Source organism: Mycolicibacterium wolinskyi, assembly GCF_002101965.1.
Taxonomy (GTDB): domain Bacteria; phylum Actinomycetota; class Actinomycetes; order Mycobacteriales; family Mycobacteriaceae; genus Mycobacterium; species Mycobacterium wolinskyi.
Map to the genome: position 1 here is coordinate 35190 of NZ_LQQA01000013.1, position 24220 is coordinate 59409.

At 68.1% G+C, this 24220-nt stretch carries 14 protein-coding genes; 10 read left to right on the plus strand and 4 right to left on the minus strand.

What is annotated here, in order from left to right:
• Window positions 1-23: 23 nt before the first annotated feature.
• The 3 genes from AWC31_RS12240 to AWC31_RS12250 form a co-directional block, all read right to left on the minus strand.
• Window positions 24-1037, minus strand: a complete 1014-nt coding sequence (locus AWC31_RS12240; protein WP_085144525.1) for a ketopantoate reductase family protein — start codon at window positions 1035-1037, stop codon at window positions 24-26.
• A complete protein-coding gene (locus tag AWC31_RS12245) occupies window positions 1034-2332 on the minus strand; it encodes an MFS transporter (RefSeq protein WP_234816835.1) in 1299 nt (432 codons plus the stop codon). Before AWC31_RS12245 ends, AWC31_RS12240 begins: the two co-directional genes overlap by 4 nt.
• 78 nt (window positions 2333-2410) lie before the next feature.
• Window positions 2411-3439 (minus strand): LacI family DNA-binding transcriptional regulator, encoded by a 1029-nt coding sequence (locus AWC31_RS12250; protein ID WP_085144526.1) that lies wholly within the window; start codon window positions 3437-3439, stop codon window positions 2411-2413.
• Window positions 3440-3660: 221 nt separating this feature from the next.
• Here AWC31_RS12250 and AWC31_RS12255 point away from each other — a divergent pair, with 221 nt between their 5' ends.
• The 10 genes from AWC31_RS12255 to AWC31_RS12300 all read left to right on the plus strand — a co-directional run bounded on the left by AWC31_RS12255 (window position 3661) and on the right by AWC31_RS12300 (window position 22638).
• Window positions 3661-4560 carry an SMP-30/gluconolactonase/LRE family protein gene (locus tag AWC31_RS12255; protein ID WP_085144527.1) on the plus strand — a complete coding sequence of 300 codons (900 nt, stop codon included), beginning with the start codon at window positions 3661-3663 and terminating at the stop codon, window positions 4558-4560.
• A gap of 25 nt (window positions 4561-4585) precedes the next feature.
• Window positions 4586-5923, plus strand: coding sequence for an MFS transporter (locus tag AWC31_RS12260; protein WP_085144528.1), 1338 nt, complete (start codon window positions 4586-4588; stop codon window positions 5921-5923).
• Between the two features lie 41 nt (window positions 5924-5964).
• Window positions 5965-7347, plus strand: a complete 1383-nt coding sequence (locus AWC31_RS12265) for a decaprenylphosphoryl-beta-D-ribose oxidase (RefSeq protein ID WP_085144529.1) — start codon at window positions 5965-5967, stop codon at window positions 7345-7347.
• Window positions 7348-7447: 100 nt separating this feature from the next.
• Window positions 7448-7852, plus strand: coding sequence for a Fur family transcriptional regulator (locus AWC31_RS12270; RefSeq protein ID WP_067855108.1), 405 nt, complete (start codon window positions 7448-7450; stop codon window positions 7850-7852).
• Window positions 7853-7887: 35 nt separating this feature from the next.
• Window positions 7888-10092, plus strand: coding sequence for a catalase/peroxidase HPI (gene katG, locus AWC31_RS12275; protein ID WP_085144530.1), 2205 nt, complete (start codon window positions 7888-7890; stop codon window positions 10090-10092).
• Between the two features lie 119 nt (window positions 10093-10211).
• The gene (locus AWC31_RS12280; protein WP_085144531.1) at window positions 10212-10976 is read left to right on the plus strand and encodes a decaprenylphospho-beta-D-erythro-pentofuranosid-2-ulose 2-reductase; all 765 of its coding nucleotides are present in this window, start codon (window positions 10212-10214) and stop codon (window positions 10974-10976) included.
• Window positions 10976-12877, plus strand: coding sequence for a galactan 5-O-arabinofuranosyltransferase (locus AWC31_RS12285; RefSeq protein WP_110775049.1), 1902 nt, complete (start codon window positions 10976-10978; stop codon window positions 12875-12877). The genes AWC31_RS12280 and AWC31_RS12285 overlap by 1 nt, the downstream gene beginning before the upstream one ends.
• Window positions 12867-16124: an arabinosyltransferase domain-containing protein gene (locus tag AWC31_RS12290; RefSeq protein WP_085144532.1), complete on the plus strand. Its 3258-nt coding sequence runs from the start codon at window positions 12867-12869 to the stop codon at window positions 16122-16124. The genes AWC31_RS12285 and AWC31_RS12290 overlap by 11 nt, the downstream gene beginning before the upstream one ends.
• Before the next feature lie 56 nt (window positions 16125-16180).
• Window positions 16181-19471 (plus strand): arabinosyltransferase domain-containing protein, encoded by a 3291-nt coding sequence (locus tag AWC31_RS12295; RefSeq protein ID WP_085144533.1) that lies wholly within the window; start codon window positions 16181-16183, stop codon window positions 19469-19471.
• Window positions 19471-22638 (plus strand): arabinosyltransferase domain-containing protein, encoded by a 3168-nt coding sequence (locus AWC31_RS12300; protein WP_085144786.1) that lies wholly within the window; start codon window positions 19471-19473, stop codon window positions 22636-22638. The genes AWC31_RS12295 and AWC31_RS12300 overlap by 1 nt, the downstream gene beginning before the upstream one ends.
• A gap of 24 nt (window positions 22639-22662) precedes the next feature.
• Here AWC31_RS12300 and AWC31_RS12305 read toward each other — a convergent pair whose 3' ends face one another.
• Window positions 22663-24081: a phytoene desaturase family protein gene (locus AWC31_RS12305; protein WP_085144534.1), complete on the minus strand. Its 1419-nt coding sequence runs from the start codon at window positions 24079-24081 to the stop codon at window positions 22663-22665.
• Window positions 24082-24220 lie beyond the last annotated feature (139 nt).

Sequence of the window (24220 nt, forward strand, 5' to 3'; positions counted from 1 at the left end):
CTTACTCCTTCATTGGTTGGGGTTCAGGCGGGAACTTCGGCGAGGGCTTCGAGCGTGGCCCGGCCCGGGGCCCGGCTCCCGCGCTCGCAGTCGTGCACGAGCTCGACGATGCGGGCGTTCAACGGGCTTGTGACACCGGCTTTCTGGGCTGTCGAGCACACCCCGCCGTTGATGACGTCGACCTCGGTGATCGCACCGCGTTCGAGGTCTTGCAGCATCGAGGCCTTGGTCGCACCGAGCCGGTCCATCAGGATGCGCAGTGCGGCGTCGGCATGTTCGAGATCCGCCCCGGACCGGACGACGAGCCGGTCCGGCTGCACACCGACGATCTCGTCGAGCTCGATGCCGGCCGCGTCGGCGACGTCGTAGGCCTCGGTCCACAGCCGGTAGGCGAGCTCGCGGCCGGGCGGCTCGGCCACGACCTCGCGGTACAGCATTCCGCTGACCGCCCCGAGCCCGGAGAACGTGCTGTTGAGCAGTAGCTTCGTCCAGATCTGGCCGACGATGCGCGGCGAGATGCGCACCTCGGCCGCGGCCGAGAGGATGTCGCGCAGCTTCTCGATCCGTTGGCTGTCGCTGCCGTCGGCCTCGCCGATCACGAACGGTGCGACGGTGGTCTGCGCGAGGTGGCCGGGGCCCAGATTGGTCGCGCCCCACTCGGTGATGCCGATGACCAGCCGGTCCGGGCCGACGATCTGCTCGACGCTGTTCTGCACCAACCCGTTTCCGAGAGACACATAGGTGTCCACCAGGTCACCGGCGACCAACGGCGACAGCGCGACATCGAGGTAGGGCGCCTTCAGGGTGACCAACGCATAGGAGAATCGACCCGGCAGGTCGGCGGGTTTGTCGACCGCGGTGATCGGGACGATCGACGTCTCGCCGAGCTCATCGAACCGGAGCCCCGGCGAGTTCATCAACCGGACGTGTTCGGTGTTGGCGTCGAGCACCATGACATCGTGTCCGGCGCGCGCGAGATGGGCCGCGGTGACACCGCCGATGGCGCCCGCGCCCACGACGAGGATTCGGTCGGTCATGCTGTTACCTCTTTCTCTGTGGCCTTCTCCGGGGCGTCCTGGATCTTGAGGCTCAGGCTCACGAGGGCTCCGATGAAGACGAGTGCGATGACGAACCACAGCCCGGCCGAGGGGTTGTCGGTCGCCGATTCGAGCAGCCCCATCACGAACGGCCCGACGAAACCGCCGAGGATGCCAAGCGTATTCACGAGCGCCAGGCCGCCGGCCAGCGCCGCGCCTGCCAATCTGGAGGCCGGGACCGCGAACAGAATCGACTGGACGACAAAGAAAGTCGATGCCGCGACGCAGAACCCGACGAGTGCAAGGGCCGGCCCGGCGACCGCCCCGACCGTGAAGCCGATGACCATCGCGGCCATGCCGCCGAACAGCATCGTGCGGGAACGTCGCCCATCGGTCGCGTAGCGCGGCAACACGAGCGTGCCGATCGCGGCCGCGACCCACGGCAGCGCGGTGAGCAGACCGATCGTGAGGTCGGTCATCTCCCCCCATTCGCCGATGATCCCGGGCAGGAAGTAGGTGAGGCTGTAAACCGCGATCTGGTGGGTGAAGTAGACCGCGATGACCAACAGGATCTGCTTGTCGCGGAACACCCCGGCGAACGAGTGGGTGCCCGAGGCCTGGGCGCCCTCCTGCTGCTCGCGGGCCAGCCGCGCGGTGAGCTCGCGGGCCTGTTGCGGGTCAAGCCATTTCGCGTCCTGCGGGCCGTTCGGCAGGAACTTGTACACGACGAACGCGAGTGCGACGGCGGGCAGGCCTTCGATGACGAACATCCACTGCCACCCGTGCCAGCCGAGCACGCCGTCCATACCGAGCAGGGCACCGCCGATGGGTGCGCCCATGATGTTCGCGAGGCAGACCGCGACCAGGAAGGCACCGTTGGCCCGGGCCCGCTGCTCGCGCCCGAACCAGTACGTGAGGTAGAGCATCACGCCGGGAAACAGCCCGGCCTCGGCCATCCCGAGTAGCACCCGAAGGATGTAGAAGGACACCGGCCCCTGGACGAAAGCCATGGCCGCCGACAACAGGCCCCACGTCACCATGATCCGGGTGATCCACAGCCGGGCCCCGACGCGGTGCATGATGAGGTTGCTCGGCACCTCGCACAGCGAATAGGCCAGGAAGAACAGCCCGGCACCCAAACCGTATGCGGCCGCGGAGAGTCCGAGGTCGGCCTCGAGGTGGTTCTTGGCCAGGCCGATGTTGGTGCGGTCGATGAACGCGATGATGTAGGCCGCGATCAACAGCGGCATCAGCTTGCGGAAGATGAGCTTGTTCAGCTCGGTGTCCGTGCCCATGGCAAAGCCCCTTCTGCAGGGTGTCGAAAGGTAGTCCCGTGGGCGGTATTGCCCAGGGATCGCGGTGTTTTGGTTGTGTCAGGCGGCGGCGCGGTTACGCGGGCAACCGCAGGTGGTGCCGATGCGGAGTTGGTGTGCGCGAAGAACCGATTGGAACGAGCCTCCGGCACCGTCGATGCGGCGGGTCAGGAGTTCGATTGCCTGCTCGGCCATTTCGCGGCGTGGTTGGTTGACCGTGGTGAGTTCGACGAGCGGAGACGTGCCGGGATACAGGCCGTCGAAACCGGTGACCGCGACGTCCTCGCCCACGTTGATCGCGTGCGCGCGAAGCGCGCTGATCGCGCCGAGAGCGATGGCGTCGCTGCCGCACACGATCACGTGTGGGATGGCTTTACGTGCGAGCACCTGCTCGACGGCGACGTAGCCACCACGTTCGCTGAGATAGGTGCTGATGCGGTGCGAGGCGATGCTGCGGATCCCATGTGATTCGGCGGTGTGGACGAATCCTTCTTCCCTGGCGGCCGATGCGCTCGACGTACGGGGCCCGACGATCGTCACGATGTCGCGGTAGCCATGGCCCACAACGTGTTCCATCATCTCCGAGGCCGCGGCCCGATCGTCGATCCCGACGAAGTCGGCGTCGATGCGCTCGATTCGCCGCGACAGCTGCACGAGCGGGATATGAGCACTGCGCAGCGCGCGGATGACGTCGCCGTCGTCGGGGTGCAGCACGGTGAACACCACGCCGTCGACGTGGCGGGCGATCATGGCGTCCACCACCGAACGCAAGGTATCCGGATCTTCCTGGGTGTGGGCGAGGAACACCTCATAGCCACGGGCCCGGGCGGCGTCGATCGTGCCGGCCGCGATCTCGGTGTAGAAGGGATTGGCGATGTCGGTTAGGACGAGGCCGATGACCCGGGTCTGATGCGAGCGCAGCCGATCGGCACGTGCGCTGGAGATGTGGCCGAGCTCCTCGGCGACCTCCAGGATCCGCGCACGGGTCTGCTCGGACACGCCGCTGCGGCCGTTCATCACATAAGAGACGGTTGCCGGCGAGACGCCGACCGCCCGCGCGACATCGGCCGCCGATACACGTGCCCTCACCGGTTCACCTCCTCCACCGTGGTTGGTGCCCCGACGTTAAGTGTGACCCAAATCGTTAAGCAACGTTAAGTTGACCCGACCCGCACCGAGGCGGCCGGAGTGCTGAATCGCGCGGCGAACGCCTCCTGATGAGTGCCGCCGACCACTGCTGATCGGGGTCCATGCCCAAGATCACAACTTAACGTTGCTGAACATCAGCATGCGCTCATAGCGTTCCCCCAATGTCTGACCGCTACGCCACACCCACGATCGACGTCGTCGTCGATCTCAAGACCACCCTGGGCGAGGGGCCACTGTGGGACTGCGAGCAGCAATTGCTGTATTGGATCGACAGCGCGGACGGCCGCATCTTCCGGTCGACCGCGGAGGGCTCGCAGATCCGGGCGTGGGACGTCGGTCAGAAGATCGGTTCGATGGCGCTGTGCCGCGACGGTGCGCACGCGATCGTCGCGCTGCAGAACGGGTTGTCCAAGCTCGATCTGGCGGACGGCACCCTCACGGAATTGATCGATCCGGAAGCCGACCTGCCGAACAACCGGCTCAACGACGGCAAGGTCGACAAGCGCGGGCGCTTCGTGTTCGGGTCGATGGACACGCTGGAGGAATCCGCAAGCGGCAAGCTCTACAGCTACCGCCCGGACGGCTCACTCGCGGTGCTCGACGAGGGGATCACCGTGTCGAACGGTCCGTGCTGGAGCCCCGATGGCGAAACGCTGTACTTCTGCGACACCTGGACCGGCGAGATCTGGGCCTACGACTACGACCTCGACACCGGGGCGGTGGCCAACCGCCGCACGTTCGCCAGGGTCGACACGAGCTCGGGCGGTGCGGCCGACGGCGCGACGGTCGACGCCGACGGCTACCTGTGGCAGGCACTGGTCTACGGCGGCAAGATCATTCGGTACGCGCCGGACGGATCGGTCGACCGCGTCATCGACTTCCCGGTCCGCAAACCCACGAGCGTCATGTTCGGCGGAGCCGATCTCGACGTCCTCTACGTGACGTCCATGGCACGCCCGCCGCTGCCCCGCTTCCCCGGCGACGGCCAGCTCCGTGGATCTCTGTTCGCGATCCGCGGCCTCGGAGTCCACGGCATTCCCGAAACCCGCTTCGGCGCATAGTAATCCACCCTCAAGGACGCACCCCATGAAAGTTGCCTCGCCCCGCGGCTCCCTGCGCAACACGCACAAGTATTCGTGGATCTCGCTTGCCGTGTGCTGGCTGATCTGGATCCTCAACGCCTACGACCGCGAGATAATCCTGCGGCTCGGGCCAACGATCTCCGAGCAGTTCCACTTCAGCCCGGACGCGTGGGGCGCGATCGCGTCGCTCATCATGATTTCGCTTGCCGTCCTGGCGATCCCGGGTTCGACGCTCAGCGACAAATACGGCGGCGGGTGGAAACGCGCCCGCTTCCAGGTGCCGCTCGTAATCGGTTACACCGCACTCTCGTTCGTGTCGGGCCTGAAGGCCGTCAGCTCACATGCGGTCGCCTTCATCGCGCTGCGCGTCGGCGTCAACCTGGGCGCCGGGTGGGGTGAGCCGGTGGGCGTCAGCAACACCGCCGAATGGTGGCCCAAGGAGCGCCGCGGATTCGCACTCGGCGTGCACCACACGGGTTACCCCGTAGGATCGCTGCTGAGTGGCCTGTCCGCGGCCGTCGTGATCGCGGTGTTCGGCGCCTCCAACTGGTCCTACACCCTGTTTCTCGGCCTGATCGTCGCCGTCCCGCTCATGATCTTCTGGGGCCGGTACTCGACCGCGGATCGCATCGCCACGCTGTATGAGGACATCGCCGACAAGGGCCTCACCCCGCCCGATGGCGACCTCGACCGGGCGGCCGGCGGGAAGGGTTTGATCTCGGCCTGCTTCCGGAACCGGTGCATCAATCTCACGGCGCTCACAACGCTGCTCACCCAGATCGTCTACATGGGCATCAACGTGGTGCTTCCGGCCTACCTCTACAACGTCGTCGGGCTCTCACTCGCCGAATCGGCAGGTCTCAGCGTCGTCTTCGCGTTCACCGGGATCCTCGGCCAGATTCTGTGGCCGACGCTGTCGGATGTGATCGGACGCAAGACCACCATCATGATCTGCGGGATCTGGATGGCGATCAGCGTGGCGTGCTTCTATTTCGCCACGTCGTCGCTGCTCGTCGTGGTCATCCAGTTGGCCTTCGGCTTGGTCGCGAACGCGGTGTGGCCCATCTACTACGCGGCGGCCTCCGACGCCGCACCGGAAGGTGCCGTCTCGACCGCGAACGGCATCATCACCACCGCCATGTTCATCGGCGGCGGCATCGCGCCACTGCTCATGGGGCGGCTGATCTCGCTGGGCGGCGGCTGGACCGCGCACGGCGGCTACATCGTCTGCTTCTTCGTGATGTCGGCATGTGCGCTGGCAGGCGTGCTGCTCCAGCTGTTCCTGCGCCCGACGGAGTCGCCCGAGAACACGCAGGACGAGCAGTTGACCGCGTCCCCTTAGGTATCGGGGACGCGACCGCCGACGCGGTACGCTTCGGGACGATGGCAACGACCGAGTTTCCGACCACCACCAAGCGCTTGATGGGCTGGGGGCGCACCGCGCCGACCTATGCGCACGTGCTGTCGACCAGTGACCCCGAGGTCATCATCAAGGCCGTCGTGGCCGCGGCCGAAGAGGGGGGCCGGGGCGTGATCGCGCGCGGCCTCGGCCGCTCGTACGGAGACAACGCACAAAACGGTGGCGGCCTCGTCATCGACATGGCCGCGCTCAACCGCATCCACTCGATCGACTCGGGCACCAGGCTGGTCGACGTCGACGGTGGGGTGAACCTCGACCAGCTGATGAAAGCCGCACTGCCGCATGGGCTCTGGGTGCCGGTACTGCCGGGCACGCGCCAAGTCACGATCGGCGGTGCGATCGGCTGCGACATCCACGGCAAGAACCACCACAGCGCGGGCAGTTTCGGCAACCACGTGCGCTCGATGGAGTTGCTGACCGCGAACGGCGAGGTGCTGCACCTGACGCCGGATGGTGACAACGCCGACATCTTCTGGGCGACGGTGGGCGGCAACGGCCTGACCGGCATCATCCTGCGCGCGACGATCGAGATGACGCCCACCGAGACGGCCTACTTCATCGCCGACGGCGACGTGACGAAGACCCTCGACGAGACCATCGCGTTCCACAGCGACGGCAGCGAGTCCAATTACACGTACTCGAGCGCGTGGTTCGACGCGATCAGCAAGCCGCCCAAACTGGGCCGGGCCGCGATCTCCCGCGGCTCGTTGGCCAAGCTCGACCAACTGCCGCCCAAGCTGCAGAAGGATCCGCTGAAATTCGATGCGCCGCAACTACTTACCCTGCCCGACATCTTCCCGAACGGGCTCGCCAACAAGTTCACGTTCATGCCGATCGGCGAGTTGTGGTACCGCAAGTCGGGCACATACCGCAACAAAGTGCAGAACCTGACGCAGTTCTATCACCCGCTCGACATGTTCGGGGAGTGGAATCGCGCCTACGGCTCCGCCGGATTCGGCCAGTACCAGTTCGTGGTGCCCACCGAGGCCGTCGAAGAGTTCAAGGGCATCATCTACGACATCCAGCGTTCGGGGCACTACTCGTTCCTCAACGTCTTCAAGCTGTTCGGTCCCGGCAATCAGGCACCGCTGAGCTTCCCGATCCCGGGGTGGAACGTGTGCGTGGACTTCCCGATCAAGGCCGGGCTCAACGAGTTCCTCAACGATCTCGACAAGCGCGTCCTGGAGTTCGGCGGGCGCCTCTACACGGCCAAGGATTCGCGCACCACGGCTGAGACGTTCCACGCCATGTATCCGCGCATCGACGAGTGGATCGCGGTGCGGCGCAAAGTGGACCCCGACGGCGTCTTCGTGTCCGACATGGCGCGCCGGCTGGAGCTTCTCTAGCCCCTGACCTGCTGCGGAACCGTCGAGAACTTTATTCTTGACTAATTCCAGAAAAGCAGTAAGACTTCTGTTCGTGGCCACGACTACGGACTTCCAGCACATGCTGCGGAGAGCCGACATGCGCGTGACCAGACCCCGGGTGGCGGTTCTCGGTGCGGTGCACACGCACCCGCACGCCGACACGGACACGATCATCCGTGCCGTACGAGAAGAGTTGCCCGACGTGTCGCACCAGGCCGTGTACGACTCGCTGCACGCGTTGACCGCAGCGCGTCTGGTGCGGCGCATCCAGCCGTCGGGCTCCGTGGCTCGCTACGAGTCACGAGTCGGCGACAACCACCATCACGTCGTGTGCCGATCGTGCGGTGCCATCGCCGACGTCGACTGTGCGGTCGGGGCAGCCCCTTGCCTGACCGCGTCCGACGACCACGGCTTCTCGATCGACGAAGCCGAGGTCGTCTACTGGGGCCTGTGCCCCGAATGCTCCACCGCGCCAAATAGTTAAAACCCCTTAACCGACAGCCCCGGAAAGGATTTGTCATGGCCGAAGCCGAAACACACCCTCCGATTGGTGAAGCCCAAACCGAGCCCGCCGCAGGCTGCCCCATGCGCATCAAGCCGCCCGTCGAGGGTGGCAGCAACCGGGATTGGTGGCCCAATGCGGTCAACCTGAAGATCCTGCAGAAGGATCCCGAGGCCATCGACCCGATGGACGAGGGGTATGACTACCGCGAAGCCGTCCAGACGCTCGACTTCGAGCAGTTCCAAAAGGATTTCGACGAGCTGCTGACCAACTCCCAGGAGTGGTGGCCCGCCGACTTCGGTCACTACGGCCCGCTGTTCGTCCGGATGTCGTGGCACGCCGCGGGCACCTACCGCGTCGAGGACGGCCGCGGCGGCGGCGGCAAGGGCATGCAGCGCTTCGCGCCGCTCAACAGCTGGCCCGACAACGTGAGCCTCGACAAGGCCCGCCGCCTGCTCTGGCCGCTCAAGAAGAAGTACGGCAAGAAGATCTCGTGGTCGGACCTGATCGTCTACGCGGGCAACCGGGCGATGGAGCACATGGGCTTCAAGACGGCCGGTTTCGCGTTCGGCCGCCCGGATTACTGGGAGCCCGAGGAGGACATCTACTGGGGCGCCGAGCACGAGTGGCTGGGCTCGCAGGAGCGCTACGCCGGCGCCAACGGTGACCGCACCAAGCTGGAGAACCCGCTCGGTGCCAGCCACATGGGTCTGATCTACGTCAACCCCGAAGGCCCGGAAGGCAATCCGGATCCGGTGGCCGCGGCCATCGACATCCGCGAGACCTTCGGCCGCATGGCGATGAACGACATCGAGACGGCGGCGTTGATCGTCGGCGGCCACACCTTCGGCAAGACGCACGGTGCCACCGAGGTCGAGAACGGCCCGGAGCCAGAAGCCGCACCGCTTGAGCAGATGGGCCTCGGCTGGGCCAACTCGGGCGTCGGCAACGAAACCGTCAGCAGCGGCCTCGAGGTCACCTGGACCCACACCCCCACCAAGTGGGACAACAGCTTCCTGGAGATCCTCTACAGCAACGAGTGGGAGCTGACCAAGAGCCCCGCGGGCGCCCACCAGTGGAAGCCCAAGGACAACGGCTGGGCCAACTCGGTGCCGATGGCGCAGGGCAGCGGCAAGACCCACCCGTCGATGCTGACCACCGACCTGTCGATGCGGATGGACCCGATCTACGAGAAGATCACCCGCCGCTGGCTGGATCACCCGGAAGAGCTCGCCGAGGAGTACGCCAAGGCCTGGTTCAAGCTGCTGCACCGTGACATGGGTCCGGTGACCCGCTACCTCGGGCCGCTCGTGCCGAAGCAGACCTGGCAGTGGCAGGACGTCATCCCGGCAGGCAAGCCGCTGTCGGCCGACGACATCGCGAAGCTCAAGAGCGCGATCGCCGAGTCGGGTCTGACTGTGCAGCAACTGGTTTCGACCGCGTGGAAGGCGGCGTCGTCGTACCGCCACAGCGACATGCGCGGCGGCGCCAACGGCGGCCGGATCCGGCTGCAGCCGCAGCTCGGCTGGGAGGTCAACGAGTCCGACGAGCTCGCCCAGGTGATCAGCAAGCTGGAGGAGATCCAGGCCGGTGCGGGCGTCGACGTGTCGTTCGCCGACCTGGTGGTGCTCGCGGGCAACGTCGGTGTCGAGACGGCGGCCAAGGCGGCCGGCCACGACATCGAGGTGCCGTTCACCCCGGGCCGTGGCGACGCCACCCAAGAGCAGACCGACGTCGAGTCGTTCTCCTACCTGGAGCCCAAGGCCGACGGCTTCCGCAACTACGCGGGCAAGGGTCTGCAGTACCCGGCCGAGTACCACCTCATCGACCGCGCCAACCTGCTCAACCTGACGGCGCCCGAGATGACCGTGCTGCTCGGCGGCCTGCGCGGGCTGGACGTCAACCACGGCGGCACCAAGCTCGGTGTGCTCACCGACCGTCCGGGCCAGTTGACGAACGACTTCTTCGTCAACCTGACCGACATGAGCACCAAGTGGGCACCGTCGCCTGCCGACGACGGCACCTACGTCGGTACCGACCGGGCCAGCGGTGCCCAGAAGTACACGGCCAGCCGCGTCGACCTGCTGTTCGGTTCGAACTCGCAGCTGCGGGCGCTGGCCGAGGTCTACGCCGAGGACGACTCGAAGGACAAGTTCGTCAAGGACTTCGTCGCGGCGTGGGTCAAGGTGATGGACGCCGACCGGTTCGACGTCAAGAAGTAACGCTCGACGAGTGCCTGGACGCCCAGGCCGGCCAGTTGGCCGGTCTGGGCGTTCGGCGTTGGAGCGGGACTCGCACGGTACCCTCGTCACGATGTCCCCGAGGCTTGGAGCTGCGCTAGATGGTGTTCGACGCCGTAGGTAACCCCCAGACGATCCTGCTGCTCGGCGGCACCTCCGAAATCGGGCTGGCGATCTGTGCGCGCTATCTGCGCAATGCCTCGGCCCGAATCGTGCTGGCCGCGCTGCCCGACGATCCCGGCCGCGACGACGCCGTCGCGCAGATGCGCAACGCGGGCGCCAGCTCGGTCGAGGTGATCGACTTCGACGCCGTCGACACCGAGAGCCACCCCGCCGTGATCGAGAAGGCTTTCTCCGGTGGCGATGTGGATGTGGCGATCGTGGCGTTCGGCCTGCTCGGCGACGCCGAGGAACTGTGGCAGAACCAGCGCAAGGCCGTCCAGATCGCCGAGATCAACTACACCGCAGCGGTTTCCGTCGGCGTGCTGCTCGGTGAGAAGATGCGCAAGCAGGGCTGGGGCCAGATCATCGCGATGAGCTCGGCGGCAGGCGAGCGCGTGCGCCGCTCCAATTTCGTCTACGGCTCGACGAAGGCCGGGCTCGACGGGTTCTATCTCGGCCTCGGTGAGGCGCTGCGGGAGTTCGGGGTGCGGGTGCTCGTCATCCGGCCCGGCCAGGTGCGCACCCGCATGAGCGCCCACGTCAAGGAAGCCCCGCTGACCGTCGACAAGGAGTACGTCGCCGAACTGGCCGTCACGTCGGCGGCGAAAGGCAAAGAACTCGTGTGGGCCCCGGGCGCGTTCCGGTACGTGATGATGGTGTTGCGGCACATCCCGCGACCCATCTTCCGCAAGCTTCCGATCTGATGGGGGCAGCGCCGGCGGGCAGGGCTCTCGGCCAGATGCTGATCGCCGTGCTGATCTCCTCGGCGGTGGCCGGGGTGGCGATCGCGGCGATCGCCCGCGTGGAATGGCCCGCCTACAACACCTCCAACCAGCTGCACGCGCTCACGACCGTGGGCCAGTTCGGTTGCCTGGCAGGCCTGTTCGCCGCCGGACTGATCTGGCGGCGGGGCCGCCGGACCCTGGCCCGGCTGTTCGCGCTGATCTTCCTGTCGGCGTTCTCGGTCGTGACGATCGCGATGCCGCTCGGTGCCACCAAGCTCTATCTGTTCGGCGTATCGGTCGACCAGCAGTTCCGCACCGAGTACCTGACGCGGCTCGCCGACACCCCCGGCCTGCACGACATGACCTACATCGGCCTGCCGCCGTACTACCCTGCGGGCTGGTTCTGGATGGGTGGCCGCATCGCCGCCGCGACCGGCACCCCGGCGTGGGAGATGTTCAAGCCATGGGCGATCGTGTCGATCACGATCGCCGTCGCGCTCGCATTCGTGTTGTGGGCGGCGATGATCCGCTTCGAGTACGCGCTGATCGTCACCACCGCGAGCACCGCCGCGATGCTGGCCTACTCGCCCGCCGAACCGTACGCCGCGATCATCACGGTGCTGTTGCCCCCGGTGTTCGTGCTCGCGTGGTCGGGGCTTGCCGCGCACGCGAGGAGCACAACAGAGGCAGGCAAGAGCAGAAGCGGCGGGTGGGCCGCGATCGTCGGCGTCGGGGTCTTCCTCGGCGTCGCCGCGCTCTTCTACACCCTGCTGCTCGGCTACGCCGCGTTCACGCTGACCATCATGGCGCTGTGCCTGGCCGTTTCGCGCCGCAGCATCGAACCGCTGCTGCGGCTCGCGGTCATCGCGGTGATCTCCGGGCTGATCGCGCTGCTCACCTGGGCGCCCTACCTGCTGGCCGCGCTGCGCGGCGAGCCCGCAGAGACCGGAACCGCCCAGCACTACCTGCCCGATGCCGGAGCGCAGCTGACGTTCCCGATGCTGAGCTTCACGCTGCTCGGCGCACTGTGCATGGTCGGCACGCTGTGGCTCGTGGTCCGGGCGCGCACGTCGACGCGGGCCGGCGCGCTCGCCATCGCCGTGCTCGCGGTGTACGCGTGGTCGCTGCTGTCGATGCTCACGACGCTCGTGGGGACGACGTTGCTGTCGTTCCGGTTGCAGCCGACCCTGACCGTATTGCTCACCGCCGCGGGGGCGTTCGGGTTCATCGAGGCGACGCTGGCGATCGCCCGGCGCTATCGACCAGAAACCGGGCGCCGCGTCATCCTCGCGGCGACGGCGGTGGGCGCCATCGGAGCGGTCACCTTCAGCCAGGACATCCCCGACGTGCTGCGGCCCGACATCAACGTCGCCTACACCGACACCGACGGCACCGGCCAGCGCGCCGACCGGCGGCCGCCCGGCGCCGAGCGCTACTACCGCGAGATCGACGCGAAAATCCTCGAAGTCACCGGCGTGCCCCGCAACCAGACCGTGGTGCTCACAGCCGACTACAGCTTCCTGTCCTTCTATCCCTACTACGGTTTTCAGGGTCTGACGTCGCACTACGCCAACCCGCTCGCCCAATTCGACAAGCGCGCCGATGCCATCGAGGGCTGGGCCACGCTGAGCGATGCCGACCAGTTCGTCAAAGCGCTCGACGAACTGCCGTGGGCGCCGCCGACGGTGTTTCTGATGCGCCACGGCGCGAACGACACCTACACGCTGCGGCTGGCCTCGGACGTGTACCCGAACCAGCCCAACGTGCGCCGCTATCACGTGCAGCTCGACTCCGCGCTGTTCGACGATCCGCGTTTCGAGGTATCCGACATCGGGCCGTTCGTGCTCGCGATCAGGAAGCCCACTCCCGATGGCCATTAGTTCCGGCACCGACGCGCCATTAGCATCAAAGCCCGTGATCGAACGGGGCAGCAATCACCGGACCGCCCGGCTCATCGCGATTGTCGCGGGTTTGCTCGGAGTGCTGATGGCGGTGGCGACGCCGCTGCTGCCAGTCAAGCAGACCACCGCCCAGCTCAACTGGCCGCAGAACGGCGTCTGGCAGAGCGTCAACGCACCGCTGATCGGCTACGTCGCGACCGACCTGACCATCACCGTGCCGTGCCAGGCGGCGGCCGGCCTGGCCGATCCGCGTGACCGCGGCCGGTCGGTGCTGCTGTCGACGGTGCCCAAGCAGGCCCCGAAGGCGATCGACCGCGGTCTGCTGATCGAACGGGTCAACAACGATCTGCTGGTCATCGTCCGCAACACCCCGGTGGTCAGCGCCCCGCTGGACCAGGTGCTCAGCCCGGCCTGCCAGTACCTGACCTTCACGGCCCACGCCGACAAGGTGACCGGCGAGTTCGTCGGTCTCACCCAAGGCCCAGACGACGACGATCCGGGCGAACCGCTGCGCGGCGAGCGCGGCGGCTATGACTTCCGCCCGCAGATCGTCGGCGTCTTCACCGACCTGTCCGGGCCCGCGCCGGACGGCCTGAAGTTCTCGGCCACGATCGACTCGCGCTACAGCAGCGCCCCCACGCTGCTCAAAATGCTGGCGATGATCATCGGCGTCGCGATGACCATCATCGCGCTGGGCGCGCTGCACGTGCTCGACACCGCTGACGGGGTACGGCACCGTCGGTTCCTGCCGCCGCGCTGGTGGTCGATGACACCGCTGGACGGGCTCGTCACCGCGGTGCTCGTGTGGTGGCACTTCGTCGGCGCGAACACCTCCGACGACGGCTACATCCTGACCATGGCCAGGGTGTCCGAGCACGCCGGCTACATGGCGAACTACTACCGCTGGTTCGGCACCCCCGAGGCGCCGTTCGGCTGGTACTACGACCTGCTGGCGCTGTGGGCGCACGTCTCGACGAACAGCGTCTGGATGCGGCTGCCCACCCTGGTGATGGCGCTCGCGTGCTGGTGGGTGATCAGCCGCGAGGTGCTGCCGCGCCTCGGCCACGCGGTGAAGGTCAACCGGGCCGCGGCATGGACGGCCGCGGGCATGTTCCTGGCGTTCTGGCTGCCGCTCAACAACGGGTTGCGGCCCGAGCCCATCATCGCGCTCGGCATCCTGCTGACCTGGTGTTCGGTCGAGCGCGGTGTGGCCACCAACCGCATGCTCCCGGTGGCCATCGCGATCATCATCGGCGCGCTCACGCTGTTCTCGGGGCCCACCGGCATCGCGGCCGTCGGCGCGCTGCTGGTCGCCGTCGGACCGCTGAAAACCATTGTGGCCCGCCATACTTCACGGTTCGGCTATTTGGCGCTGCTGGCCCCGATCCTCGCGGCCTGCACCGTGACCATCATCCTGATCTTCCGCGACCAGACCCTGGCCGGCGAGATCCAGGCGAGCACCTTCAAGTCTTCGGTCGGGCCGAGCCTGGCCTGGTTCGACGAGCACATCCGCTACTCGCGCCTGTTCACCACGAGCCCGGACGGCTCGGTGGCCCGCCGGTTCGCGGTCCTGACTCTGCTTCTGGCGCTTGCCGTCTCGGTCGCGATGTCGCTGCGCAAGGGCCGCATACCCGGCACCGCGGCCGGGCCGAGCCGGCGCATCGTCGGCATCACGATCATCTCGTTCTTCGCGATGATGTTCACCCCCACCAAGTGGACGCACCACTTCGGCGTGTTCGCCGGGCTGGCCGGATCGCTCGGCGCGCTGGCCGCCGTCGCGGTCATGGCCGCGGCCATGAAATCCCGGCGCAACCGCTCGATGTTCGCCGCCGCGGTGCTGTTCGTGATGGCACTGTCGTTCGCCACCGTCAACGGCTGGTGGTACGTGTCGAACTTCGGTGTGCCGTGGTCGAACTCCTTCCCCGAATGGAAGTTCGGCTTCACCACGATCCTGTTGGGCTTCGCGGTGCTGGCACTGCTCGGCGCGGCGTGGTTCCACTTCAGCGGGCGCGACAAATCGCCGGACGGCCCGCAGCGCCGATGGCAACGGATACTGCAGTCCCCGCTCGCGATCGCGGCCTGGGTGCTCGTGATGTTCGAAGTGGTGTCGCTGACACTCGCGATGACCAATCAGTACCCCGCCTGGTCCGTCGGCCGCTCCAACCTCGAAGCGCTCACCGGCAAGGGTTGCGGGCTGGCCGACGACGTCATGGTCGAGGAGAACGCCAACGCGGGCATGCTGACGCCCATCGGTGAACCACCCGGCGAGGCGCTCGGCGCGGTCATCTCGCAGGGCTTCGGCCCCAACGGCATACCGTCCGACGTCTCGGCCGACCCGGTGATGGAACAGCCGGGCTCGGACAACTTCGCCGACACCGACTCCGAAACCGTCACCGGCAGTGAGGTGGGAACCGAGGGCGGGACCACCGCGGCCGCGGGCGTCAACGGCTCACGCGCCCGGCTGCCCTACGGCCTGAACCCGGCCACCACACCGGTACTGGGCAGCTGGCGGGCCGGCACTCAGCAGCCGGCGGTCATGCGTTCGGCGTGGTACCGGCTGCCCGATCGCGACCAGGCCGGGCCGCTGCTCGTGGTCGCGGCGGCCGGACGCTTCGATCCCGGCGAGGTCGTGGTCCAGTGGGCCACCGACGAGGGCGCCGCCGCCAACAAACCGGGCGGCGGCATCGGGTTCGCCGACGTCGGCGCCGCCCCGGCCTGGCGCAACCTGCGTGCGCCGCTGGCCGCCATCCCGAGCGAAGCCACCCAGATCCGCTTGGTGGCCACCGACGACGACCTCGCACCGCAACACTGGATCGCGCTGACGCCGCCGCGCATCCCGCAGCTGCGCACGCTGCAGGAAGTGGTCGGCTCATCCGATCCGGTGCTGCTCGACTGGCTCGTCGGCCTGGCGTTCCCGTGCCAGCGGCCCTTCGGCCACCAGTACGGCGTGACCGAGGTGCCCAAGTGGCGGATCCTGCCGGACCGGTTCGGCGCCGAGGCCAACTCCCCGGTGATGGACTACCTCGGCGGCGGCCCGCTGGGCATCTCCGAACTGCTGCTGCGACCGTCGAGCGTCCCGACCTATCTCAAGGACGACTGGTTCCGTGACTGGGGTTCGCTGCAGCGGTTGACGCCGTGGTACCCGAACGCCGAACCGGCCCGCCTCGACCTCGGGACGGCCACGCGCAGCGGGCTGTGGAGCCCCGCGCCGCTGCGGCTGAGCTGAGCCGGGTCGGCAGGGGAAACCGGTCTTCACATGTGGGTCGCCTACGATCGACCCTCGTGCCGGGCGATGAACAGCGTGAGCGAACAGCAGACAGTGCAGCGAACAAGCCGTCCCGCATCGCACGCCTGATCGCCGTCATCGCCGGCATCGCTGGTGTGTTGTTGTGCGGATTGGTTCCGCTGTTGCCGGTCGAGCAGACCACCGCGACGGTCCTGTGGCCGCAGGGCACCGGGGCGGACGGCAACATCACCGACGTCACCGCGCCGCTCGTGGCGGGGGCGCCCAAAGCGCTCGACGTCGCGATCCCGTGCCGCACCGTCGCCACGCTGCCCGCCGACGGTGGCGTGGTGTTCTCCACCAACCCCGCCGGCGGTATCGAAGCCGGCCGCAACGGCATGTTCGTCCGCGCCAACGCCGACGTCGTCTACGCCGCATTCCGCGACACCGTCGCCGCGGTCGCCCCCAGGGACGCGGTGAACTCCGGCGCCTGCAGCGAGATCCGGGTGTGGGCCAACGTCGGGGCCGTCGGGGCCGACTTCGTCGGCATCCCCGGCGCGACCGGAACACTGCCCGTCGACAAGCGCCCACAGGTGTCGGGCCTGTTCACCGATCTGGCCGTGGCGCCGCAGCCGGGCCTGTCGGCGCGCGTCGACGTCGACACGCGGTTCATCACCTCACCCGGCGCGCTCAAGCTGCTCGTGATGGTGCTCGGCGTCGGCTGTGTGATCGCCTCGATCGTGGCGCTGTTCCTGCTCGACCGCGTATCCGGCCGACGGCCGCCGCGCAGCCGCCGCCGGGTCGGATTGTGGACCTGGCTGACCGACGCCGGCGTCATCGGCGGCCTGCTCGCGTGGCACATCGTCGGCGCCCTGTCCTCCGACGACGGCTACAACCTCACGATCGCCCGCGTCTCCGCCGAGGCCGGCTACTCGGCCAACTACTACCGGTACTTCGGCGCCACCGAAGCCCCGTTCGACTGGTATCAGAGCGTGTTGGCGCACCTCGCCGCGATCAGCACCGACAGCGTCTGGATGCGCGTGCCCGCGACCGCGGCCGCGATCGCGACATGGCTGATCATCAGCCGCGCCGTCCTGCCGAGAATCGGCAGGCGCGTCGCGGCCAACCGCGTCGCGGTGTTGACGGCGGGCGCGACGTTCCTCGCCGCGTGGCTGCCGTTCAACAACGGATTGCGGCCCGAACCGCTCATCGCGTTCGCGGTCGTCGCGGTTTGGATGCTCGTCGAGTACACCATCGGCACCCGGCGGCTGTGGCCTGCCGCGATCGCGATCGTCATCGCGATGTTCTCCGTCACGCTCGCGCCGCAGGGCCTGATCGCACTGGCCCCGCTGTTCGTCGGCGCCCGCGCGATCGGGCGCATCGTCGGCGAGCGCCGCGCCCGCGACGGGATCCTCGCCTCGCTTGCCCCGCTCGCGGCGTCGGCGGCGCTGGTCTTCGTGATCGTGTTCCGCGATCAGACGCTGGCCACCGTCGCCGAATCGGTGCGCATCAAATACGTCGTCGGACCGACCATCCCCTGGTACCAGGAATTCCTGCGGTACTACTTCCTCACGGTCGAGGACAGCGTCGACGGCTCGTTGACCCGCCGGTTCGCGGTGCTGGTGCTGCTGCTGTGCGTGTTCGGCGTGATCATGGTGCTGCTGCGCCGCGGCCGGGTTCCCGGTGCCGTCAGCGGACCGGTGTGGCGGCTCGCCGGTACGACGGCCATCGGGCTGCTGCTGCTGACGCTCACACCGACGAAGTGGGCCGTGCAGTTCGGCGCCTTCGCCGGCCTGGCTGGTGCCCTCGGCGGTGTCACGGCCTTCGCGTTCGCCCGGGTCGGCCTGCACAGCCGGCGCAATTTGGCCCTGTACGTCACCGCGCTGCTGTTCATCCTCGCCTGGGCGACCTCGGGCCTCAACGGCTGGTTCTACGTCGGCAACTACGGCGTGCCGTGGTTCGACAAGCAACCCGTCATCGTCGGTTTCCCGGTCACCACGATCTTCCTGGTGCTGGCCATCGCGGGCGGTCTGCTCGCCGGCTGGCTGCACTTCCGGATGGACTACGCCGGGCACACCGAGGTCGCCGACACCGGCCGCAACCGTGCGCTGGCGTCCACCCCGCTGCTCGTCGTCGCGACCATCATGGTCGTGCTGGAGCTCGGCTCGATGCTCAAGGCGACGGTCGGCCGCTACCCCGTTTACACCACCGGCGCGGCCAACCTGGCGGCGCTGCGGTCGGGGTTGTCCGAGGACAGTTGCGCCATGGCCGATGCCGTACTGGTCGAGGCCGACACCAACGCGGGCATGCTGCAGCCCGTCCCCGGGCAGCGTTTCGGCGAATACGGCCCGCTCGGCGGTGAGGATCCCGTCGGGTTCACCCCGAACGGCGTCAGCGACACGCTCGAACCCGCCGAACCCGTCGCGGCCAACCCCGGCACCGTGAACTCCGACGGCCCAGTCGACAAACCCAACATCGGCATCGGCTACACCGCCGGGACGGGCGGCGGCTACGGACCCGAGGGCGTCAACGGATCGCGGGTCTTCCTGCCGTTCGGCCTCGACCCCAAGCGCACCCCGGTGATGGGTAGCTTCGACGAGAACACCTTGGCCGCCAAGGCCACCTCCGCCTGGTACCAGTTACCGCCGCGCACACCGGACCGGCCGCTCGTGACCGTCGCCGCGGCAGGCGCGATCTGGTACTACGAGGAAGACGGGTCGTTCAACTACGGCCAGTCACTCAAGCTGCAGTGGGGCGTGCACCGGCCCGACGGCACCTACCAGGCGCTCAACGAGGTGCAACCGATCGACATCTTCCAGCAGAAGGCGTGGCGCAACCTCCGGTTCCCGCTGACCACGGCGCCGCCCGAGGCCAACGTCGCCCGCATCGTCGCCGACGACCCGAACCTGTCCGAGGACCAGTGGTTCGCCTTCACGCCGCCGCGCGTGCCGGTGCTGCAGACCGCGCAGCAGTTCCTCGGGAGCCAGACGCCCGTGTTGATGGACATCGCGACCGCCGCGAACTTCCCGTGCCAGCGGCCGTTCGCCGAACGTCTCGGTGTCGCCGAGCTACCGGAGTACCGCATCATCCCGAACTTCAAGCAGATGGTGGCCTCGTCCAACCAGTGGCAGTCGGCCGCCGACGGCGGGCCGTTCCTGTTCATCCAGGCGCTGCTGCGCACCGAGGCGATCCCGACATATCTGCGCGACGACTGGTACCGCGACTGGGGTTCACTCGAGCGCTACATCCGGGTGGTGCCGCAGGATCGGGCGCCCAACGCCGTCATCGAGGAAGGATCGACGCGAGTGTTCGGTTGGAGTCGCGGCGGACCGATCAGGGCACTGCCGTGATGAAAGACGTGAAGATCGCGCGCTGGGTCGCCACGATCGCAGGCCTGCTCGGCTTCGTGCTGGCCGTGGCCGTCCCGTTGTTGCCCGTCACACAGACCACGGCGACGCTGAACTGGCCCCAGCAGGGACAGTTGACCAACGTCACCGCGCCGCTGATCACCCAGGCCCCGGTGAGCCTGCGCGCGACCGTGCCGTGCGCGGTGGTGCGTGACATGCCCGCCGACGGCGGCCTCGTGTTCGGCACCGCGCCCGAGGAGGGCCGCGACGCCGCGCTCAACGCGATGCTCGTCACCGTCTCGGAATCGCGCGTCGACGTGATCGTGCGCAACGTCGTCGTCGCGAGCGTCAATCGCGACCGCGTGGCGAGCCCGGAATGTCAGCAGATCGACATCACGTCGAGCACCGACGGCACGTACGCCGAGTTCGTCGGCCTGAACAAGGCCGACGGATCTCCGCAACGCACCGGCTACGCCGACCCGAACCTGCGCCCCGCGATCGTCGGCGTGTTCACCGACCTGACCGGCGCTGCTCCGCAGGGACTCTCGGTATCGGCCGAGATCGACACGCGGTTCACTACCCACCCGACGCCGCTCAAGCTCGCGGCGATGCTGCTGGCGATCGTCTCGACCGTCATCGCGCTGCTCGCGCTGTGGCGCCTGGACCAGCTCGACGGTCGCCGCATGCACCGGCTGATCCCGACCCGCTGGCGCACGCTCACCGCGGTCGACGGCGTCGTCGTCGGCGGGTTCCTGGCGTGGTACGTCATCGGCGCCAACTCGTCCGACGACGGCTACATCCTGCAGATGGCGCGCACCGCCGACCACGCCGGCTACATGGCCAACTACTTCCGCTGGTTCGGCAGCCCGGAAGACCCGTTCGGCTGGTACTACAACCTGCTGGCCTTGATGACCCACATCAGCGACGCCAGCATCTGGATCCGGCTGCCCGACCTCGTCTGCGCCCTGGTCTGCTGGCTGCTGCTGTCCCGGGAGGTGGTGCCACGACTCGGGCCCGCCGTGTCGGGCAGCAGGCCCGCGCTGTGGGCCGCCGGCCTCGTACTGCTGGGCGCGTGGATGCCGTTCAACAACGGTCTGCGGCCCGAAGGCCAGATCGCGACGGGCGCGCTGATCACCTACGTGCTGATCGAACGTGCCGTCACCTCGGGCCGGCTGACGCCGGCCGCGCTCGCGATCACGGCGGCCGCGTTCACCCTCGGCATCCAGCCGACCGGCCTGATCGCCGTCGCGGCGCTGCTCGCGGGCGGCAGGCCGATCCTGCGCATCCTGATGCGGCGGCGCCGCATGGTCGGGACGTGGCCGCTCGTCGCACCGCTGCTGGCCGCGGGCACCGTGATCCTGGCCGTGGTGTTCGCCGATCAGACGCTGGCAACGGTGTTGGAAGCCACCAGGATTCGCACGGCGATCGGGCCCAGCCAGGAATGGTGGACCGAGAACCTGCGCTACTACTACCTGATCCTGCCCACGACCGACGGCGCGATCTCACGGCGCGTGGCATTCGTGTTCACCGCGATGTGCCTGTTCCCGTCGCTGTTCATGATGTTGCGGCGCAAGCGGGTCGCCGGGGTGGCACGGGGCCCGGCGTGGCGGCTGATGGGCATCATCTTCGCCACCATGTTCTTCCTGATGTTCACGCCCACCAAGTGGATTCACCACTTCGGGCTGTTCGCCGCCGTGGGCGGCGCGATGGCGGCGCTCACCACCGTGCTGGTCTCACCGGCCGTGCTGAGGTCGGCGCGGAACCGGATGGCGTTCCTGGCGCTCGTGTTCTTCGTGCTGGCGTTCTGCTTCGCGTCGACCAACGGCTGGTGGTACGTCTCGAACTTCGGTGCGCCGTTCAACAATTCGGTGCCCGAGTTCGGCGGGGTCACGGTCAGCGCGGTGTTCTTCGCGCTGTCGGCCATCGCGGCGCTGTGGGCGTTCTGGATCCACCTGACCGACCGCGGTGACTCCAAGTTGGTGGACCGGTTGACCGCTGCGCCCGTCCCGATCGCAGCCGGCTTCATGGTCGTCGTCTTCATCGCGTCCATGGTGATCGGCGTGGTCCGTCAATACCCGACCTACTCGAACGGGTGGGCCAACATCCGCGCGTTCGCGGGTGGTTGCGGCCTGGCCGACGACGTCCTGGTCGAACCGGACTCCAACGCGGGCTTCCTGCAGGCCATGCCGGGCAATTACGGTCCGCTCGGGCCGCTGGGCGGCGAGAATCCGGCAGGGTTCTCCCCCAACGGCGTTCCCGACCGGATCATCGCCGAGGCCATCAGGCTCAACAACCCGCAGCCCGGCACCGACTACGACTGGAACCAGTCCATCAAGCGGGACACGCCCGGCATCAACGGCTCAACCGTGCCGCTGCCCTACGGCCTCGACCCGGCGCGCGTACCGGTCGCCGGGACGTATTCACTTGGGGCACAGCAGGAGAGCAAGCTGGCCTCCGCCTGGTATGAGCTGCCCGCACCCGACGACTCCCACCCCCTCGTGGTGATCACGGCCGCGGGCACGATCACGGGAACGAGCGTCGCCGAGGGTCTGACGACCGCTCAGACCGTCGAACTCGAATACGCCCGCCGCGGGCCGGACGGTGCTCCGGTTCCTGCGGGCCGGGTCAAACCGTTCGACGTCGGCCCCACGCCGTCCTGGCGCAACCTGCGCTATCCGCGCGCCGAGATCCCCGCCGACGCGGTGGCGGTACGCGTGATCGCCGAGGACCTGTCGCTGAGCCAGGGTGACTGGATCGCCGTCACACCGCCGCGTGTGCCCGAGGTGCGGTCGGTGCAGGAGTACGTCGGCTCCGAGCAGCCCGTGCTGATGGACTGGGCGGTCGGACTCGCGTTCCCGTGCCAGCAGCCGATGCTGCACGCCAACGGCGTCACCGACATACCCAAGTTCCGGATCTCGCCCGACTACTACGCCAAGCTGCAGAGCACCGACACGTGGCAGGACGGCATCAACGGCGGCCTGCTGGGCATCACCGATCTGCTGCTGCGGGCCTCGGTGATGTCGACGTACCTGTCGAACGACTGGGGCCAGGACTGGGGCTCGCTGCGCAGGTTCGACACGATCGTCGACGCCGAGCCGGCCCAGATCGAACTCGGTGAGTCCACCCACAGCGGGCTGTACAAGCCGGGCCGCATCCGGATCGGGCCGTAGCCCCGTACGGTCTAGGCATGAGATCTAGCGGGTGCGTAGGTACTTCAACGCTTGCGCCGCCGCGTTCGCGCCGCACATGCCGTGGGCACCGGGGCCCGGCGGGGTTGCCGCCGAGCAGATATAGGTGCCCGGTATCCCGACCGAATAGGGGGTCAGCGTGGGATACGGGCCGAACACGAGTTGTCTGACGTCCTTGGCACCCGTGCAGATGTCACCGCCGACGTAATTGGCGTTGTAGACCGACATCTCGGTGGTCGAGCGCACCGCGGTTCCGACGATCCGCTCGCCGAAACCCGGGGCGAACCGCTCGAACTGAGCGATGATCGCGTCCGTGGCATCACCGGTATAGCCGTGCGGCACATGGGCATAGGCGTACACCGGGTTGACGTCGCCCGCCGAGCGGCCGGGGGCGGCCACGTACTGCTGGCCGACCAGGACGAACGGGCGCTGCGGCATGCGGCCCGCGTGGATGTCGCGTTCGGTCGCCGCGATCTCGTCGATGTCACCGCCCAGGTGAACCGTCCCGGCGCGGCCGACGTGCGGGTTGGTCCACGGCACCGGGCCTTCTAGCGCGAAGTCCACCTTGAAAGCGCCTGGACCGTAACGGAACCGGCGATAACCACGGGCGGTGCGGCGCGGCAGCCGGTCGCCGAGAATGTCTGCGACCGCGGTCGGCGTGAGATCGAACATCGTGATGTCGGCGGGCGGCAGATCCGCGGCCGACGCGACCCGGACGCCCGTCTGGACCTTGCCGCCGGCATCGGCCAGTGCGGCCGCCAACGCATCGGTGATCGACTGCGACCCGCCCTCGGCAACCGCCCAGCCGTGCCGGTGCCCGGCCGTGATGATGCCCAGCCCGATCGCCGACGTCATCGGGTAGTGCAGCGGCCGGAAGGTATGTGCGGCAACGCCGCCGAACAAAGCCCGCGCCTGCGGCGTGCGGAACGCCCGGGCGAACACCGCGGCGGGCAGGAGCGTCGGCGCACCGAACCGGGCCAGCGCCAGCGGGTGTTTGGGTATCCGCAGCAGCGGGCCCATGATGTCGTCGGCGAGCGTGTCGAAGCGCGCGGACGGGCCGCCGAACATCATGCGCCACCGTGCGCCGTCGGACCCGAGACCCGCGGCCGTGTCTTCGACGCTGCGGTACAACAGCCCCGCGTCACCGCCATCGAGTGGGTGCGCGCAGTCGATGTCGGGCCAGCGCCACCGCAAGCCGTGGCGCTGCAGGTCGAGGCCCGCGAGGAAGGTCGATCCGACGGCCATCGGGTGAATCGCCGCGCAGTGGTCATGGATCAGGCCGGGAACGATGCCCTCGCTCGAGCGCACGCCGCCACCGACCGTGTCCGCGGCTTCGAGGACGGTGACCTCGACACCGTTGACCGCCAACGTGATTGCGGCCGCGAGCCCGTTCGGCCCACCGCCGACCACGACAGCTGTGCTCATGGGCGATCCCCCTTCGCCGTTACTCCAGAGCACTCTAGCCGCCCGTACGGCCAGCCAACCCGCCAGCGCTGTGGAGAACTTGTGGATCGTTTTCCGGCGGTGCGCCCGCGCCGCAGCTCAGGGGCGGCGCAGGCGAATT